We start from the raw sequence: 16,956 nt of genomic DNA, 5'->3' as shown, positions 1-16,956 counted from the left end.
GGAATGTCTGCCTCATTTTTTATGGTGTTCTTGCGCAGGCTCGCTATGATGGGGCAGAGAGGATGCTTCCAGTGCATGTCGCCCAAAGTGCGCAGTGGTTTGGGACAGCGACATGCATGGAATCAAACGGCCTAAAGCGCGCCGACTGAAACCGCTTCGACGTGACGCGCTTTGGACAAGCTTGGACGGGCCGACGATGGACGAACGGGTACCTCGCGACTTCGAGACGCTGCGCGCCACGATCCTCGATCGGCGCGAAAGCCTGCCCAAGCGTATCGCGCAGATCGCCGCCTATGCGCTCGACAATCCCGACGACATCGCCTTCGGCACGGCGGCCAGCATCGCCGCCTCGGCCGGGGTGCAGCCCTCCACCCTCATCCGCTTTGCCCAGCAGCTTGGCTTCGATGGCTTCACCAGCTTGCAGCAGGTGTTTCGCGAGCGGCTGCGCGAGCGCAACTCGTCCTATGACGAGCGGTTGCAGGCGCTGCGCGCCAAGGCCGATGCCGGCGCCGGCCACCGGGCGATCTTCGACGGTTTCATTGCCGCCGCCAGCACCTCGCTCAACGACATTTCGCGCACGCTTGACGACGCGCACCTTGAAGATGCGATTTCGCTGCTGGCGAAGGCGCAGACCATCTATGTGCTGGCCAAGCGGCGCTCCTACCCGGTGGCGAGCTACATCGCCTATGCTTTGGGCAAGTTGAAGATCCGCAACCAGCTGATCGAATCGGCAGCCGGCCTGAACGCCGAGATGGTCAGCTTCGCCACGCCGGCGGACGCCGTCATCGCCATCAGCTTCTCGCCCTACGCGCCGGCCACCATCGAGGAAGCCCGCGCCATTTCCGAGCAGGGCGTGCCGATCGTGGCCATCACCGACAGTTCGTTTTCGCCGCTTGCCCAGTTCGCCAGCGTGTGGTTCGAGGTTGCCGAGGCGGATTTCGCCGGCTTCCGTTCGCTGTCGGCAACGATGGCGCTGGCCATGGCGCTGACCGTCGGCGTCGGCGAGAAACGGCGCGACGTCAGCCGCAAGCGCAAGGCCTGAGCCTGTCCTGACGCGACGCGGCCGGCCAGAAACCGGACCCAGCCGATCGCTTGCCGCGGCTTCGGTCGGGGATCATGCTCCCGTACTTTTCAGCCTGGGAATGCTCATTCCATATTGACTATGGATTGGAATTATTATTTCATATTGCCGGCGCCACGCTGCCGCTCGCGCGTGTTACCCAAACAATGTTGTTCATGACAACAAGACCGACGGGAGGTTCCAATGAGCGAAGCCGTGGACGCAAGACAGGCGCCGCTCGACGTCATCACCATCGGTCGTGCCTCGGTCGACCTCTATGGCCAGCAGATCGGCTCGCGGCTGGAGGACATCACCTCCTTCGCCAAGTCGGTCGGCGGCTGCCCGGCCAACATCTCGGTCGGCACGGCCAGGCTCGGCCTGCGCTCGGCGCTGCTGACGCGCGTCGGGGACGAGCAGATGGGCCGCTTCATCCGCGAGCAGTTGAAGCGCGAAGGCGTCAACACCGACGGGTTGAAGACCGACAAGGAACGGCTGACCGCGCTGGTGCTGCTTTCGGTCGAGGATGAGGGCGTTTCGCCGATGATCTTCTACCGCTCGGACTGCGCCGACATGGCGCTGGCCGAGGAGGATATCGACGAAGCGTTCATCTCCTCGGCGCGCGCGATCGTCGTCACCGGCACGCATTTTTCGCGCCCCAACAGCGATGCCGCCCAGCGCAAGGCGATCCGCATCATGAAAGCCAAGGGCGGCAAGGTGGTCTTCGACATCGACTACCGGCCGAACCTGTGGGGCCTCGCCGGCCATGCCGAGGGCTTCGAGCGCTATGTGAAGTCCGATCGGGTCTCGGCCCAGTTGAAGACGGTGCTGCCCGATTGCGATCTCATCGTCGGCACCGAGGAAGAGATTATGATCGCGTCCGGCGCCGACGACTGCCTGAGCGCGCTGAAGACGATCCGCGCGCTGTCTTCGGCGACCATCGTGCTCAAGCGCGGCGCCATGGGCTGCATCGTCTATGACGGGCCGATCAGCGACGATCTGGAAGACGGCATCGTCGGCAAGGGTTTTCCGATCGAGATCTACAATGTGCTCGGCGCCGGCGACGCGTTCATGTCCGGCTTCCTGCGCGGCTGGCTCGGCGGCGAAGACCATGCGACGGCGGCGACCTGGGCCAATGCCTGCGGCGCCTTCGCCGTCTCGCGGCTGCTGTGCGCGCCGGAATATCCGACCTTCGAGGAGCTGCAGTTCTTCCTCAAGAACGGCAGCAAGCATCGGGCGCTGCGCAAGGACGAGGCGATCAACCACATTCATTGGGCGACAACCCGCCGGCGCGACGTTCCCTCGCTGATGGCGCTCGCCTGCGATCATCGCATCCAGCTCGAGGATGTCGCCGCGAAGGCCGGCGCCGATCCGGCACGCATTCGCGATTTCAAGGTGCTGGCGGTCAAGGCGGCGGCCAAGGTCGCCGCCGGGCGCGACGGCTACGGCATGCTGATCGATGAGAAACATGGCCGCGAGGCGATGTTCGAATTCGCCCGCCATCCCTTCGCCTGGCTCGGCCGGCCGGTGGAACTTCCGGGCTCGCGGCCGCTGCGCTTCGAATTCTCGCAGGACATCGGCTCGCAATTGGTGGAATGGCCGGTCGATCACTGCATCAAGTGCCTGTGCTTCTACCACCCGGACGATCCGGCGGCGCTCAAGGAAGAGCAGCAGCAGAAGCTGCGCGCGCTGTTCGAAGCCGCACGGAAAGTCGGCCGGGAGCTTCTCATCGAGATCATCGCCGGCAAGCACGGCAAGCTCGACGACACAACGATCCCGCGCGCGCTGGAGGAACTCTATGCGCTCGGCATCAAACCGGACTGGTGGAAGCTCGAACCGCAGGCGTCGAGCGGCGCGTGGGCCAGGATCGAAGCCGTCATCCTGAAACACGATCCATGGTGCCGGGGCATCGTGTTGCTTGGGCTGGAAGCGCCGCAGGACGAGCTGGAAGCGGCCTTCGCCGCCACCGCCAAGGCACCGATCGTGAAAGGCTTTGCCGTCGGCCGGACCATCTTCGTCCATGCGGCCGAACAATGGCTGGCCGGCAAGATGTCGGATGACGAAGCCATCGCCGACATGGCGTCGCGCTTCGAGCAGTTGACCAAAGCGTGGCTTGCCGCGCGCGGCCGCAAAGCAGCATAAGAAGAGCGCAGCATAACAAGACGCGACGCAGGACCGCGGAGGAAAACACCATGAGCAAGACAATCCGCCTGACGATGGCGCAGGCGCTGACCCGCTTCCTCAGCCGCCAGTTGACCGAGATCGACGGCAAGACGGTTCCGATTTTCGGCGGCGTCTGGGCGATCTTCGGCCATGGCAATGTCGCCGGCATCGGCGAGGCGCTGTACCAGGTTCGCGACGAACTGCCGACTTTTCGGGCCCATAATGAACAGGCGATGGCGCATGCGGCGATCGCCTATGGCAAGGCCAATTTCCGCCGCCGCTTCATGGCCGCGACCTCGTCGATCGGCCCGGGCGCGCTCAACATGGTGACGGCTGCGGCACTGGCGCACGTAAACAGGTTGCCCGTCCTGTTTCTGCCAGGCGATGTCTTCGCCAACCGCATTCCCGATCCGGTGCTGCAGCAGGCCGAGGACTTTTCCGATGGCACGGCGACGGTCAATGACTGTTTCCGCCCGGTGTCGCGCTATTTCGACCGCATCATCCGGCCGGAGCAGATCATCCCGGCGCTGAGCCGCGCCATGGCCGTGCTGACCGATCCGGCCGAATGCGGCCCGGTGACGCTTTCGCTCTGCCAGGACGTTCAGGCGGAGGCCTACGACTATCCCGAGAGCTTTTTCGCCGAGCGAGTCTGGCACCAGCGCCGGCCGCGTCCGGATCGCGGCGAACTGGCAGCGGCGGTGGCGGCGCTCAAGGGCGCGAAGAAGCCGCTGATCATCGCCGGCGGCGGCGTGCTTTATTCGCAGGCTTCCGATGAACTGGCGAAATTCGTGGAAGGTGCCGGCATTCCTGTGTGCGAGACGCAAGGCGGCAAATCCTCGCTGCCGGACAATCATCCGCTCAACATGGCGGCGGTCGGCGTCACCGGCACGTCTGCCGCCAACCGGCTGGCCGAAGAGGCCGATGTGGTGCTGGCCATCGGCACGCGCCTGCAGGATTTCACCACCGGCTCGTGGGCGCTGTTCAAGAATTCCGGCAAGACCATCATCGGGCTCAACGTGCAGCCTTTCGATGCCGGCAAGCACCGCGCGCTGCCGCTGGTCGCCGACGCGGCCGAAGGACTGGCCGAACTGGGTGCCGCGCTGGGCGGCTGGAAAGCACCTGCCTCCTGGACTGACAATTCCGCTGCCGGCAAGAAGGCCTGGCAGGTTGACGCCTCCAAGGTGACGGCCTCGACCAACGCTGCCTTCCCCTCGGATGCGCAGGTGATCGGCGCCGTGCAGCGTGCAATGGGGTCAGGCGTGATTTTGCTGAACGCGTCGGGCGGCCTGCCGGGTGAACTGCATAAACTCTGGCAGGCGGGAGCGCCGGGCTCGTACCATGGCGAATATGGCTTCTCGACCATGGGCTACGAGATTGCCGGCGGGCTCGGCGCCAAGATGGCCAAGCCCGACCGGGAGATCGTCGTCATGGTCGGCGACGGCTCCTACCTCATGATGAATTCCGAAATCGCCACATCGGTGATGCTCGGCCTGAAGCTCACCATCGTGGTGCTCGACAATAGAGGTTATGGCTGCATCAACCGGCTGCAGATGGCCACCGGCGGCGCCAACTTCAACAACCTCCTGAAGGACTCGCGCCACGAGATCCTGCCCGACATCGACTTCGCCGCGCCCGCGGCGAGCCTGGGCGCGATCGCCGAAAAAGTGCCGTCGATCGCCGGGCTGGAAAATGCGCTGCAAAAGGCCAAGGCAAACGACCGCACCACGGTGCTGGTCATCGACACCGACCCGCTGGCCTCCACCGATGCCGGCGGCCATTGGTGGGATGTGGCGGTGCCGGAAGTGTCGGCGCGACCACAGGTCAATGCGGCACGCAAGGCCTATGACGAAAAGCGGCAGATGCAGAGCGTTGGCGATTGATATCGGCGCTGACCCCCACCCCGCTGCTGCGCAGCGACCCTCCCCACAAGGGGGAGGGTGAACAAGAAACCGGAGCTAAAACTTGAAAGCCAAACTGGGCATGTCCCCCATTGCATGGTGGAACGACGATCTTGCCGAACTCAGCGATGACGTGTCGCTGGAAGAATGCCTGCGCCAGTCGCGTTCGGCCGGCTTCACCGGCATGGAGATGGGCCGGCGTTTTCCCAACGACCCCGCTGTCATGCTGCCGATCCTGAAGAAGGCTGACGTGACGCTGTGCGGCGGCTGGTTTTCCGGCACGCTGGTCGACGAGGAGATGGCGAAGAACCAGGATCGTATCCAGCCGATGATCGACCTGTTCAAGGCGGTCAACGCGCCCTGCATCGTCTATGGCGAGGTCGGCCGCTCGATTCAGGGCGACCGCTCCAAGCCGCTGGCCACCAAGCCGAAACTCTCGGACGATGAGATGAAGGCCTATGCCAAGCGCGTGACCGCTTTCGGCGAATGGTGTGCCGGGCAAGGCATGCCGCTGTCCTATCACCACCACATGGCCGCCGTGGTCGAGACCGAGCCGGAGCTCAATGCCTTCATGCGCCATTCCGGCGAAGGCATTCCGCTGCTGCTCGACGCCGGACATCTGGCCTTCGCCGGCGGCGATGTGCTGCGCGCCATCGACAACCACCACAAGCGGATCAGCCATGTGCATGTGAAGGATGTGCGCATGGATGTGATCGACCGGCTCGACCGCACCAAGCAGTCCTTCCTCGACGCGGTGGCGCTCGGCGCCTTCACGGTGCCGGGCGACGGCTCGCTGGATTTCGGCGCCATCGTGCAGCGCTTCGCCGACCATGGCTATGAGGGCTGGTTCGTGGTCGAGGCCGAGCAGGACCCGAAGAAGAACCCGCCGCTGAAGATGGCGCAGCTTGGCCACAAGGAGCTGATGCGAGTGATGACCGCCGCCGGCTATACGGTCGAAACCCAGGGTTTTCCGAATGCCTGACGCGATGGGTTCACGGCGAAGCAGGTTGCTGTAGATTGGCGCGATGAAAGATTCCGAGCACCCCTTCTTCCGCCCGCTTTGGCGGCGTGTCGCCGTCGTCGCGGTCTGCGTCATCTGGTCGATCATCGAGTTCGCCACCGGCACCCCGTTCTGGGGCGTCATCGCGCTCGGCTTCGCCGGCTACGGCGTTTGGCAGTTTTTCTACCTCTACAAGCCGGTCGATGAGAGCAAGGCGCCGGCCGAGGCCGAACCGAAGGAATAGAGGGGCCGTTGGGCGCGGAACGGGTCGCGTGCGTTGGAGATTGCCTGAAACGCCTCCCGCCTCGTCATCCTGGGGCGGAGCAAGGAGCGACGCGGCGCGGCGCAGACCCTAGGATGACGAAGGCGGGGGCCTCGGCGCACCTCGAATATCTGCGATAGGAGACAAAAAATGTCGAAGCTGCTCGTCAAAGCCGGCAAAGGCCATGGCCGCGTCGCTCATGTGACGCCGAAAAACGCCGGCTGGACCTATGTCGGTTTCGACCTGCATCGGCTGAAGCCGGGCGAAACGGCTTCCGGAAAGATGGACGACCGCGAAATCTGCCTGGTGTTCGTCACCGGCAAGGGCAAGGCGAAAGCCGGCGGCAAGGACCTCGGCCTGCTCGGCGAACGTATGTCGCCCTTCGAGGGCAAGCCATGGTCGGTCTATGTGCCGCAGGGATCGGACTGGTCGGTGACGGCGGACACCGAACTGGAACTCGCCGTCTGTTCGGCACCGGGCCTCGGCGGCGGGCTGCCGGTTCGGGTGATTGGACCCGACGATCTCGGTCAGGAGGTGCGCGGCAAGGGCACCAACACGCGCTATGTCACCAACATCCTGCCGGAAGGCCAGCCAGCGGACTCGCTGCTGGTGGTCGAGGTGATCACGCCGGGCGGCCACACGTCGAGCTATCCGCCGCACAAGCATGACCAGGACAATCTGCCTGCCGAATCCTATCTCGAGGAAACCTATTATCATCGCCTCAACCCGCCGCAGGGCTTTGCCTTCCAGCGCGTCTATACCGACGCCGACAAGAGCGGCCATCGCGCGCTCGACGAGGCGATGGCGATCGAGGACGGCGATATCGTGCTGGTGCCCGAGGGCTACCATCCCTGCGCCGCCTGCCATGGCTATGACCTCTATTATCTCAACGTCATGGCCGGACCGAAGCGGACGTGGAAATTCCACAATGCGCCCGAGCACGAATGGTTGATGAAGGCCTGACCGTTCCGGGTTTTCGGCCGAAGCCACTGGTCCAGCTCGGAAAAATCGTCGGCTAAGGACCGACAGGGGTCGATTTGCCATCGAAAACCCTTCAAAGCTTCGTCAATCCGTCATGGAAATCACCTATGGCAGCGAGACTGACGAGGATTTTTCATGCGTTATGCCATTTATTTCACCCCCCGGCAGGACGAACCGCTGGCGCGGATCGCCGCCAACTGGCTAGGCCGCGACCCGTTCGGCGCCGCGACGAAGCCAGTCGAGGCGGTGGCGGATTTGTCGGCGGCGGAAGTCGCCTTCCACACTGCTTCGGCGCGCCGCTACGGCTTTCACGCGACGCTGAAGGCGCCCTTCCGCCTGGCGGCCAACGAGACCGAGGCCTCGCTGCGCGCGGCACTCGACCATTTTGCCGAAGCAACGCCGGTGGTGACGATCCCGCGTCTCGTCGTCAGCCAGATCGACAGTTTTTTCGCGCTCGTGCCGGAAGGGCCGCTGCCGCCGCTCAACCGTTTCGCCGATGACGTGGTGCGCGATTTCGACCGCTTTCGTGCGCCGCTGACCGAGGCCGAGATCGAGCGGCGCAGCCCGGATTCGCTGAAGCCGGCCGAGTTTCGCAACCTCTGCCAGTGGGGCTACCCTTATGTCTTCGAGACTTTTCGCTTCCACATGACGCTGTCCGGCCGGGCCGGGCCACAGGAAAGCCCACGTCTGCGCGCAGCAATCGACAGCCTGTTCGCGGAGGTGCTTTCGCAGCCGGTGCTGGTGGACGCGCTGACGCTGTTCGTCGAACTCGAACCGGGGGCACCGTTCATGGTGCTTTCCCATCACGCGCTTGGGCGCCGCCCGGCCAGAAAGACCGCCTGAGCCGGAACAGTTCCGACCGGAAGAACCAAGGATTGCCTGAAATGACCGCCGAGACCGTTCTTTCCAATGCCCGCATCGTGCTTGCCGACGAGATCGTCGAGGGTTCGCTGGTGCTGCGCGACGGGCTTATCGCCGGCATCGATGCGGGTGCCAGGCAAACCGGCGGGAATATGGCAGGCGAGGACATGGGCGGCGATTACATCATTCCCGGGCTGGTCGAACTCCATACCGACCATCTCGAGGGCCACTACGCGCCGCGCCCGAAGGTGCGCTGGAACCCGATCGCCGCCGTGCTTGCCCATGACGCGCAAGTGGCGACCGCCGGCATCACCACCGTGCTCGACGCCCTGCGCGTCGGCATGGACGAGGACGCCGATCTCACCTCCACCGACATCCGCAAGCTGGCCGATGCCATCGAGGACAGTGTGCAGCAGGACCGGCTGCGGGCCGACCACTTCATCCACCTGCGCTGCGAGGTTTCGGCGCCGGACTGCCTCAAGGCTTTCGCCAATTTCGACGGCGACGAGCGGGTCAAGCTGGCATCGCTGATGGACCATGCCCCGGGACAGCGCCAGTTCGTCAATCTGGAAACCTATGCCTATTACTACCAGCGCAAGCTGAAGCTGACGGATCGCGACTTCCAGAAATTCTGCGAGAAGCGGATGGGCGAGTCGGCGCTCAATTCGAGGCCGAACCGGGTGCATATCGCCGCCGCCTGCCAGGAACGCGGCATCGTGCTGGCCAGCCATGACGATGCAACCATCGGCCATGTCGGCGAGGCGATCGAACAGGGCGTGCGCGTTGCCGAGTTCCCGACCACGCAAGAAGCCGCGCGCGCTTCGAAAGAAGCCGGGCTCGGCGTGCTGATGGGCGCACCCAACGTCATGCGCGGCGCCTCGCATTCGGGCAATGTCTCGGCCCGCACGCTGGCGAGCGACGGCCTGCTCGACATCTTGTCGTCAGACTATATTCCCTTCAGCCTGATCCAGTCCGCCTTCTTCCTCGGCGACGTGGTCGAAGGCATCTCGCTGCCGCAGGCGGTCGCCATGGTTTCGAAGAACCCGGCCGAAGCGGTTGGCCTCAATGACCGCGGCATCATCCAGCAGGGCCGCCGCGCCGACCTGGTGCGCGTGCGCGTCGACGACCATGTCCCGGTGGTGCGCACCGTCTGGCGGCAGGGACTGCGGGTTGCATGATGGTGTCGGCCTTGATCGAGCGTGAACTGTCCGCCGAAACGTTTCCGATCCGCCATGGCGTTTTCGTCGCTATCGTCGGCCCAAGCGGCGCCGGCAAGGACACGGTGATCGGCTACGCCCGCGCGCTGTTCACCGATGAGACCCGGCTGGAGTTCGTCCGCCGCGTCATCACCAGGCCGTGCGATGCGGCGAGCGAGGATCACGACACGCTGGCCGACGCCGCCTTCGTCGAGGCCGAGGCCGACGGCGCCTTCGCCATCTCCTGGGAGGCGCATGGCCTGCGCTATGGCCTGCCCGCCGATGTCGACTGGTCGGTGGCCAACGGCCGTGTCGCGGTGGCCAACGTGTCGCGCGCGGTCATTCCGGTGTTGCGCGAACGCTACGCCAACCTGGCCATAGTCGAGATCACCGCCTCGCCGGATGTGCTGGCCGAGCGGCTGGCGATGCGCGGCCGCGAGTCGCGCGGCGAAGTGCTGGCGCGGCTGGCACGCAGCGCCAATGTCACCCTGTCCGGTCCTGGCGTCACCTCGATCGACAACAGCGGCGCGCGCGAAGTGGCCGGCGAACGCTTCGCCGAGCTGTTGCGCAAGGCCGTGGCCTTTTCCGACATGTCGGGCCTGATCTAGTTTCATCGCTTCCAACATGGCTGACGGCCGTGCAGACCTTCCTATGAGGCTCATGAGAGATTGACTGGACGTATAAATGCAATGCAATATGGTACCGTTACCATCTGTCAACTCGAAGTCGGCTGAAGCGCTCATGGACAGGTCCTAAATATTATAATAGCATACCATTATATCTGCGGAGGAGCGCTGCGCCCCGGTTTTGCAAGGGGATGTCAGCGAGCAAAAATTTACGTCGTCGCGCGGCCTGCGCCCCGCATGAGCGATGCCGACACGAGGCGCTCAAAAAATGCATGGGAGGAAAACATGCGGACTTTCCTGGGAGGGGCCGGCGCCTTGCTGGCCGGCTTGGCGCTTTTGGCGCTGCCGTCGATCGCTTCGGCGCAGTCGGTCGAGGATATCATCTCGCGCGGCAAGCTGGTCGTCGCCATCGACACCACGACGCCGCCCTACGGCTTTCTCGACGCCAATCTGAAGCCGACCGGCTTCGACATCGAGGTCGCCAACAAGATGGGCGAAGCGCTCGGCGTGCCCGTCGAATTCGTCACCGTCACCTCGCCCGGCCGCATCCCGGCGCTGCTGACCAAGCAGGTCGACGCGGTGATATCGATCTTCTCGATCACCCCGGCGCGGGCCATCCAGATCGACTATTCGATCCCCTATGCCGGACAGTCGGCGGTGGTGATCGCGCCGAAGAGCACCAGCATCCAGGGCGTCGCCGACCTGGTCGGCAAGAAGGTCGGCCTGACGCGCGGCACCGGCGAGGACGGGCTGCTGACCAAGGCCGCCGAGACCAATCCGGGCATCGAGATCCTGCGCTTCGACGACTATTCCTCGCTGCTGCAGGCGATGGTATCGGGCCAGATCGACGCCATGGGCGGCGGCGACTATGGCGAGATCTATCTGAAGAAGGCGCAGAACGGCGACGCGTTCGAACAGAAATACGTGCTGAAGACCTTCTACTTCGGCATTGGCGTCGCCAAGGGCAATGACAATCTGCGGCAGTGGATCAACACCTGGCTGTTCACCATGAAGACCGACGGCACGCTGGATGCGCTGTCGATGAAGTACCGCAACCAGCCGCTGCCGGTGCTGCCGGTTTTCTGATCGCGCTTCCATGAAGCAGCGGGGCCTTTCTGGGCCCCGCTTTTCGTGACGGGATGCCCATGCAAACCGCCCTGCAATTCGGCCCGATCCTGATCCATCTCGACCTGTTGCTGCGCGGCCTGGAGAAGACCATCCAGCTGGCGGCGCTGTCGATCCTGTTCGGTACCGCCATCGGCATCCTCGGCGCTGTCGGCCGCAGCTTCGGGCCGCGTTTCCTGTCGTGGGCGGTCGCCGCCTATGTCGAACTGATCCGCAACACGCCATTGCTGATCCAGCTCTATTTCGTGTTCTTCTCGCTGCCGCTGTTCGGCTTCAAGCTGTCGAGCAACATGGCGGCCGTCGTCGCGCTGTCGATCCACCTCGGCGCCTATGCGACCGAGATCCTGCGCGCCGGCATCGAAGCCATCCCGGAGGGACAGATCGAGGCGGCAAAATCGCTTGGCCTTAGCCGCTACCGCATCATCCGCCATGTCGTGCTGGTGCCGGCGGCGCGCGCGGTCTACCCGTCGCTGTCGGCGCAGTTCATCCTGCAGATCATGGGCACCTCGATCGTCGGCGCGATCGCGGCGGAAGAGCTGACGGCGGTCGCCAACAATCTGGTCATGCAGACCTTCAGGAGCTTCGAGGTCTACATCGTCATCGCCATCATCTATTTCGTGCTGGTGCAGGCCGCCAGCCTACTCTTCGCCGGCCTCGGCAAACTGATGTTCCGCTGGAAGGTCTGAGCCATGAGCCTGCGCGACTTCGGCCCCAACGAACTGATGTTCCTGCTCATGGCGACGCGCTGGACGATCCTGCTGGCGCTGATCGCCTTTGCCGGCGGCGGCCTGATCGGCCTCATCGTGGCCGCGATCCGGGTGGCGCCAGCCCGGCCATTGCGCTGGCTTGCCGCCGGCTACATCCAGTTCTTCATGGGCACGCCGATCCTGATCCAGCTGTTCATGGCCTATTACGGATCTTCGTTCCTCGGCTATCGACCGGATCCGTGGGTGGCGGCCGCCGTGACGTTCTCGCTCAATGGCGGCGCCTTCTTCGGCGAGATATTCCGCGGCGCCATCGAGGCGATCCCCAAGGGGCAATGGGAGGCGGCCACCGCGCTCGGCTTCCGTTTCGTCAGGACGCTGCGGCTGGTGATCATCCCGCAAGCGGTGCGGCTGATGCTGCCGCCGACCGTCGGCTTCATGGTGCAGATCGTCAAGACGACGTCGATCGCCTCGCTGATCGGGCTGACCGAGCTTGCCCGCGCCGCCACACAGGTCAACACCGTGACCTTCCAGCCGGTGATGGTGTTCGGCACGGTGTCGATCATCTACTTCGCGCTGTGCTGGCCGCTGTCGCTCTATGCCGGCTATCTCGAGCGTCGTTTCGCTACCGGAACGGTCCGCAAGGTCGAGACGCCGCTGGTCATGTCGGCCGTTTAACCGGTCAGCCCTTGAACGCCGGCAAGGTCAGGCCCTTGACGCCGACATCGAGCGCGAACAGTCCGCCCGGATTCTTCTGGCCGACGAAATGACCGGCCGGGCGCCTGAGCACCGCCGAAGTGACATAGAGGATGTCGAGATCCTTGCCGCCGAATTCGCAGCAGGTCGGCAGGTCGGTCGGCAACAGCACGGTCTGCATCAGGCGGCCGTCCGGGTCGTAGCGGCAGACCTTGCCGGTAACCGGGATGGTGACCCAGTAGCAGCCCTCGGCGTCCACCGTGGCGCCATCGGCGACACCGCCAGTCACCGTCATGTCGATGAAGGTGCGGCGGTTTTCGATGTCGCCGGTGGCGGGATCGAAATCATAGGCCCAGACCGCGCCGGCGTGGCTGTCGGAGAAATACATGGTTTTCGAATCCGGGCTCCAGGCCAGCCCGTTGGAGCAACCGATGCCGTCGATCATCTTGTGGACGGAAAGGTCGGGATCGAGCCTATAGAGCGCGCCGATGAATTCGATCGGCTTGCCCGGCACCTCGAACATGGTGCCCGACCAGAAGCGGCCCTGGCGGTCCGGCTTGCCGTCGTTGAAGCGGGTCTTCGGTATATGCGCTTCCGGATCGACGATCGCCTCGAATTTGCCGGTGACGGGATCGAAGAAATGGAAGCCGTCGGTCATGGTCAGCACCAGGCCGCCCTTCGCGCGCAGGCCGAGGCAACCGAGATATTCCGGTGTCTCGAAGACCTCGTCCTTGCCGGTCGCGGGATCGTAGCGATGGATCAGCTTCTTCCAGATGTCGATCCACCAGAGAACACCGGCCTTGGGATCCCAGAGCGTGCCTTCGCCGAGTTCGGCCCCGGCATCGACGACACAGATGATTTCGACCATGGTCAGCCCTCTTTTCCGCGCAGCTTGCCGCCGAGGCCGGCGAAGGTTTCGCTGCCGATCGACACGGTGAGCAGGATCACCGCGCCATAGACGATGAGCAGCGCCCCACTCGAAAGGTTCAGCGCCGGCAAAAGACCGGTGAGGATGGTCAGCACCATGGCGCCGGCGACGGTGCCGAGATAATGGCCGCTGCCGCCGAGGATCGAGGCGCCGCCGATGGCGACCGCGGCGATCGAGGTGAACAGATAGGCGTCGCCCATGCCGAGATAGGCCTGGCCGGAATAGCCGGTCAAAAGCATGCCGGCGAAGGCTGCCGTGAGGCCGGAGATGACATAGGTCAGGATGGTGGTGCGCGCCGTCGGCACGCCGGAGAATTCGGCCACCATGGCGCTGGTGCCGAGCGCATAAAGATGGCGGCCAAAGGCGGCCTTGGAGAGCAAGAGCGTCGCCACCAGCGTCAGCCCGAGCCAGATCAGCGCGATGACCGGGAAGCCGCCGAGGCGGCCGACCGACAGGAACTGGATCAAGGCCGGCGCCGAAGGGGTGGGCGAGCCGCCGGTCAGCACCAGGATCAGGCCTTGCAGGATGACGTTGGTGGCCAACGTCATGATGATCGGCGGCACGCCGAACTGAGCGACGCCGACGCCGTTGACCAGCCCGATGAAGGCGCCGCCGGTGAGCAGCAGCGGCATCACCCAGACCAGCGGCAGGTCCTGGCCGCCGCACAGCAGCGCCATGACGATGGCGGCCGAATTCAGCACCCACGGCACCGACAGGTCGATGCCGCCGCCGATGATGACGAAGGTCTGGCCGAGCGCGACGATGCCGACGAAGGCCGCCAGCACGACGGTCGAGCGCATGTTGGAGACCGAAAGGAAACCCGGCGAAAACAGCGCCGTGACCAGGAGCAGCACGACCATGCCGGCATAGGCAAGCACGATAAGGCGGTTGCGGGCGAGGAAGGCGCTCATTGGACACGGTTCCTTGCGGCCTTCTCGGCGACGGAACTGGCGAGCACAGCGAGCAGCAGGATGACGCCGGAAGCGACCGGCTGCCAATAGCTCGACACATGCAGGACGAAGACGAGATTGCCGATCAGCGTCAACACGAAGGCGCCGATCAGCGTGCCGGCGAGATGGCCACGGCCGCCGAACAGGCTGACGCCGCCGATGACCGCCGCCGCCACCGAAGGCAGGATATAGTCCTTGCCGATGGTCGGCGAGCCGGCACCGGTCTGCGTCACCAGGAACAGTGCGGCGCCGGCCGCGAACAGGCCTGAGAGACCATAGGTGACGAGGTTGACGCGGGTGATCGAAACACCCGACAGGAAGGCCGATTTTTCGTTGGAGCCGGTCGCCTGGATGGCTATGCCGACACGCGTGGCGCGGAACCACCACCAGAACACGAGCAGCGCCAGCAGCATCCAGACCGGGCTGGTCAGGCTGAACATCTGTGCCGAGGCGAAGCCGACCCACCAGGGGGGAACGCTGCCGCCATCGGTCGGCAGGATGATCATGGCGACGCCGTTGAGGATCGACCAGGTGGCGAGGGTGACGAGGAAGGGCTGTAGTTTGAGCACCGAGATCAGCAGGCCGTTGAGCGCGCCGACGGCGAAGCCGAGCGCCAGGATGATCAACGCCCAAAGTGCGGTGGTCGACGGATCGTCGGTGAAGCGCGTCGCGGCGATCACCGTGCCGAGGCTGATCATGCCGCCGATCGACAGGTCGATGCCGCCACGCACCAGCACGATGGTCTGGCCGGTCGCCGCCAGCATCAGCGTCATCGCCGCCGCCGTGTCGAGGTTGATCTCGTCCAGCGTGAAGACGCCGGACTGCAGGCTGCCATAGACGGCAACGATCAACGCCAGCATCAGGCAGGCGACCAGGAACGGCGCGCGGTCGAGTGCGCGGCCGCGCCAGTCGATGGCTGGTGTGCCTGATTTCATCTTGGCCGGCATCTGTGCCATTTCAACAGCTTGCTCCACGGACATGCCTCAAGCCGCCTCGCTTTCAAGCATGGCGGCGCGCAAGATGCCCGCCTCCGAGATACGGTCGCCTTCGAGCGTCGCGGCGATGCGGCCATTGCGCATGACCAGCACGCGGTCGGCGACATGGACGAGTTCCGGCATGTCGCTGGAATGGAACAGGATCGCGTAGCCTTTGGCGGCGAGGTCGCGCATCAGCTGAAAAATCTCGCCCTTGGTGCCGACATCGACACCGCGCGTCGGATCGTAGAGCAACAGCACGCGCGCCTCGGTCAACAGCATCTTGCCGAAGATCACCTTCTGCTGGTTGCCGCCGGACAGCGTGCCGGCAAGCTGTTCCGGCGTGCCGGCCTTGATGCGCAGGAAATCGACCATCTCCTTGACCAGCGCCGCCTCCTTTTGCCGGCTCAGCAAGCCGTTTTCGGTAAAGCGCTTGATGACCGACAGGGTCAGGTTCTCGCGCACGCTTTTGGTCAGGAGCAGGCCCTGCCCGCGCCGGTCTTCCGGCACCAGGGCTATGCCATCCTTGCCGATCAGCGCCTGGCGCGGATTGCCGATCGAAACCGGCTTGCCCCAGAGTTCGATCGCGCCGCTGGCCCTGGTGGCGCCGAACAGCGCCTGGAACAGTTCGCGCTGGCCGTGGCCCTGCAGGCCGCCGACGCCGAGCACCTCGCCTTCGCGCAGCGCGAAGTCGACGCCGGAGAGCCGGCTGCCGCTGGAAAACCCCTTGACCCTGAGTGCGATGCGATCGGTCGCGGTGGCAATGCGCTCGGGATAGAGCCGGTCGAGATGCCGGCCGATCATCTGGGTGACGATCTCGCTGTCGGAGACGGTATTGGCCTCATGCGCGGCGACCGTACTGCCATTGCGGAAGATGGTCAGCCGGTCGGCGATGGCACGCACTTCCGCCATGCGGTGCGAGATGAAGATGACCAGCCGCCCTTCAGCCGCCAGTTGCCGGGTAAGCTTGAGCAGCCATTCGGCTTCACGCGCGGGCAGTGCCGAGGTCGCTTCGTCGAGGATCAGGATGCGCGGATCCTTGGCCAGGCCCTTGGCGATCTCGACGACCTGCCGTTCGGCCAGTGTCAGCCGTCGCAATTCCTGGTCGGGGCGCAGTGGCGGGAAATTGTACTTTTCGAGCAGCGCCAGCGTCTTGCGGCGCATCTCCGCGCGGTTGACGGTGCGCAGCAATGTTCGTGGTTCGTGGCGGAACCAGATGTTCTGTTCGACGCTGAGATCGGGGATCAGCGACAGCTCCTGGAAGACGGCGGCGATGCCGCGCGCCTGGGCCGCATCCGGATTGGCCGGGCGATAGTCCTGCCCGTCGACCAGGATCGAGCCGCCATCGTGACGCACCGCCCCCGACAGGACCTGGATGAAGGTGCTCTTGCCCGCACCGTTCTCGCCGAGCAGCGCATGCACTTCGCCGGCGCGGGCACTGAATGTCGCCTCGCTCAGCGCGACGATGCCGCCATAGCGTTTGGACAAGCCTTTGACGGTGACGAGGTCCATGAATGCGCTTTCGAAAAGCTCTC

The 16,956-nt window shown here is 64.7% G+C and carries 16 protein-coding genes; 12 read left to right on the top strand and 4 right to left on the bottom strand.

Features of this window, described 5'->3' with window-relative positions:
* Positions 1 to 196: 196 nt before the first annotated feature.
* The 12 genes from LB568_RS01860 to LB568_RS01805 all read left to right on the top strand — a co-directional run bounded on the left by LB568_RS01860 (position 197) and on the right by LB568_RS01805 (position 12,551).
* On the top strand, positions 197 to 1,042 hold the full coding sequence (locus LB568_RS01860) for a MurR/RpiR family transcriptional regulator (protein ID WP_013891724.1): 846 nt from the start codon (positions 197 to 199) through the stop codon (positions 1,040 to 1,042).
* A gap of 222 nt (positions 1,043 to 1,264) precedes the next feature.
* Positions 1,265 to 3,199, top strand: coding sequence for a bifunctional 5-dehydro-2-deoxygluconokinase/5-dehydro-2-deoxyphosphogluconate aldolase (locus tag LB568_RS01855; protein WP_224728877.1), 1,935 nt, complete (start codon positions 1,265 to 1,267; stop codon positions 3,197 to 3,199).
* 50 nt (positions 3,200 to 3,249) lie between these two features.
* Positions 3,250 to 5,100, top strand: a complete 1,851-nt coding sequence (iolD, locus tag LB568_RS01850) for a 3D-(3,5/4)-trihydroxycyclohexane-1,2-dione acylhydrolase (decyclizing) (protein WP_224728876.1) — start codon at positions 3,250 to 3,252, stop codon at positions 5,098 to 5,100.
* A gap of 82 nt (positions 5,101 to 5,182) precedes the next feature.
* A complete protein-coding gene (iolE, locus tag LB568_RS01845; protein WP_224728875.1) occupies positions 5,183 to 6,100 on the top strand; it encodes a myo-inosose-2 dehydratase in 918 nt (305 codons plus the stop codon).
* 43 nt (positions 6,101 to 6,143) lie between these two features.
* The gene (locus LB568_RS01840; RefSeq protein WP_013891728.1) at positions 6,144 to 6,362 is read left to right on the top strand and encodes a hypothetical protein; all 219 of its coding nucleotides are present in this window, start codon (positions 6,144 to 6,146) and stop codon (positions 6,360 to 6,362) included.
* A 168-nt stretch (positions 6,363 to 6,530) separates the two neighbouring features.
* Positions 6,531 to 7,343 carry a 5-deoxy-glucuronate isomerase gene (gene iolB, locus LB568_RS01835; protein ID WP_224728874.1) on the top strand — a complete coding sequence of 271 codons (813 nt, stop codon included), beginning with the start codon at positions 6,531 to 6,533 and terminating at the stop codon, positions 7,341 to 7,343.
* A 153-nt stretch (positions 7,344 to 7,496) separates the two neighbouring features.
* Entirely contained in the window at positions 7,497 to 8,204 is a 708-nt protein-coding gene (locus tag LB568_RS01830) for a DUF1045 domain-containing protein (RefSeq protein WP_013891730.1), read from the top strand.
* 41 nt (positions 8,205 to 8,245) lie between these two features.
* Positions 8,246 to 9,400 (top strand): alpha-D-ribose 1-methylphosphonate 5-triphosphate diphosphatase, encoded by a 1,155-nt coding sequence (locus LB568_RS01825; RefSeq protein ID WP_224728873.1) that lies wholly within the window; start codon positions 8,246 to 8,248, stop codon positions 9,398 to 9,400.
* Positions 9,397 to 10,026 carry a phosphonate metabolism protein/1,5-bisphosphokinase (PRPP-forming) PhnN gene (phnN, locus tag LB568_RS01820; protein ID WP_224728872.1) on the top strand — a complete coding sequence of 210 codons (630 nt, stop codon included), beginning with the start codon at positions 9,397 to 9,399 and terminating at the stop codon, positions 10,024 to 10,026. The genes LB568_RS01825 and phnN overlap by 4 nt, the downstream gene beginning before the upstream one ends.
* A 303-nt stretch (positions 10,027 to 10,329) precedes the next feature.
* Positions 10,330 to 11,130: a transporter substrate-binding domain-containing protein gene (locus tag LB568_RS01815; RefSeq protein ID WP_224728871.1), complete on the top strand. Its 801-nt coding sequence runs from the start codon at positions 10,330 to 10,332 to the stop codon at positions 11,128 to 11,130.
* 59 nt (positions 11,131 to 11,189) lie between these two features.
* The gene (locus tag LB568_RS01810; RefSeq protein WP_224728870.1) at positions 11,190 to 11,855 is read left to right on the top strand and encodes an amino acid ABC transporter permease; all 666 of its coding nucleotides are present in this window, start codon (positions 11,190 to 11,192) and stop codon (positions 11,853 to 11,855) included.
* A gap of 3 nt (positions 11,856 to 11,858) precedes the next feature.
* Entirely contained in the window at positions 11,859 to 12,551 is a 693-nt protein-coding gene (locus LB568_RS01805) for an amino acid ABC transporter permease (protein WP_224728869.1), read from the top strand.
* A 4-nt stretch (positions 12,552 to 12,555) separates the two neighbouring features.
* Here LB568_RS01805 and LB568_RS01800 read toward each other — a convergent pair whose 3' ends face one another.
* From LB568_RS01800 to LB568_RS01785, 4 genes are read right to left on the bottom strand one after another with little or no spacing between them, the layout of a single operon-like run.
* Entirely contained in the window at positions 12,556 to 13,437 is an 882-nt protein-coding gene (locus LB568_RS01800; protein WP_224728868.1) for an SMP-30/gluconolactonase/LRE family protein, read from the bottom strand.
* A 2-nt stretch (positions 13,438 to 13,439) separates the two neighbouring features.
* On the bottom strand, positions 13,440 to 14,408 hold the full coding sequence (locus LB568_RS01795; RefSeq protein WP_224728867.1) for an ABC transporter permease: 969 nt from the start codon (positions 14,406 to 14,408) through the stop codon (positions 13,440 to 13,442).
* Positions 14,405 to 15,403 carry an ABC transporter permease gene (locus LB568_RS01790; RefSeq protein WP_224728866.1) on the bottom strand — a complete coding sequence of 333 codons (999 nt, stop codon included), beginning with the start codon at positions 15,401 to 15,403 and terminating at the stop codon, positions 14,405 to 14,407. Before LB568_RS01790 ends, LB568_RS01795 begins: the two co-directional genes overlap by 4 nt.
* Positions 15,404 to 15,430: 27 nt before the next feature.
* Complete coding sequence (locus tag LB568_RS01785) at positions 15,431 to 16,933, bottom strand: sugar ABC transporter ATP-binding protein (RefSeq protein ID WP_224728865.1); 1,503 nt, start codon at positions 16,931 to 16,933, stop codon at positions 15,431 to 15,433.
* Positions 16,934 to 16,956: the final 23 nt, after the last annotated feature.

The sequence above is a fragment of the Mesorhizobium sp. B263B2A genome (assembly GCF_020165775.1).
Taxonomy (GTDB): domain Bacteria; phylum Pseudomonadota; class Alphaproteobacteria; order Rhizobiales; family Rhizobiaceae; genus Mesorhizobium; species Mesorhizobium opportunistum.
This window is presented reverse-complemented; position numbering and strand designations above follow the sequence as displayed.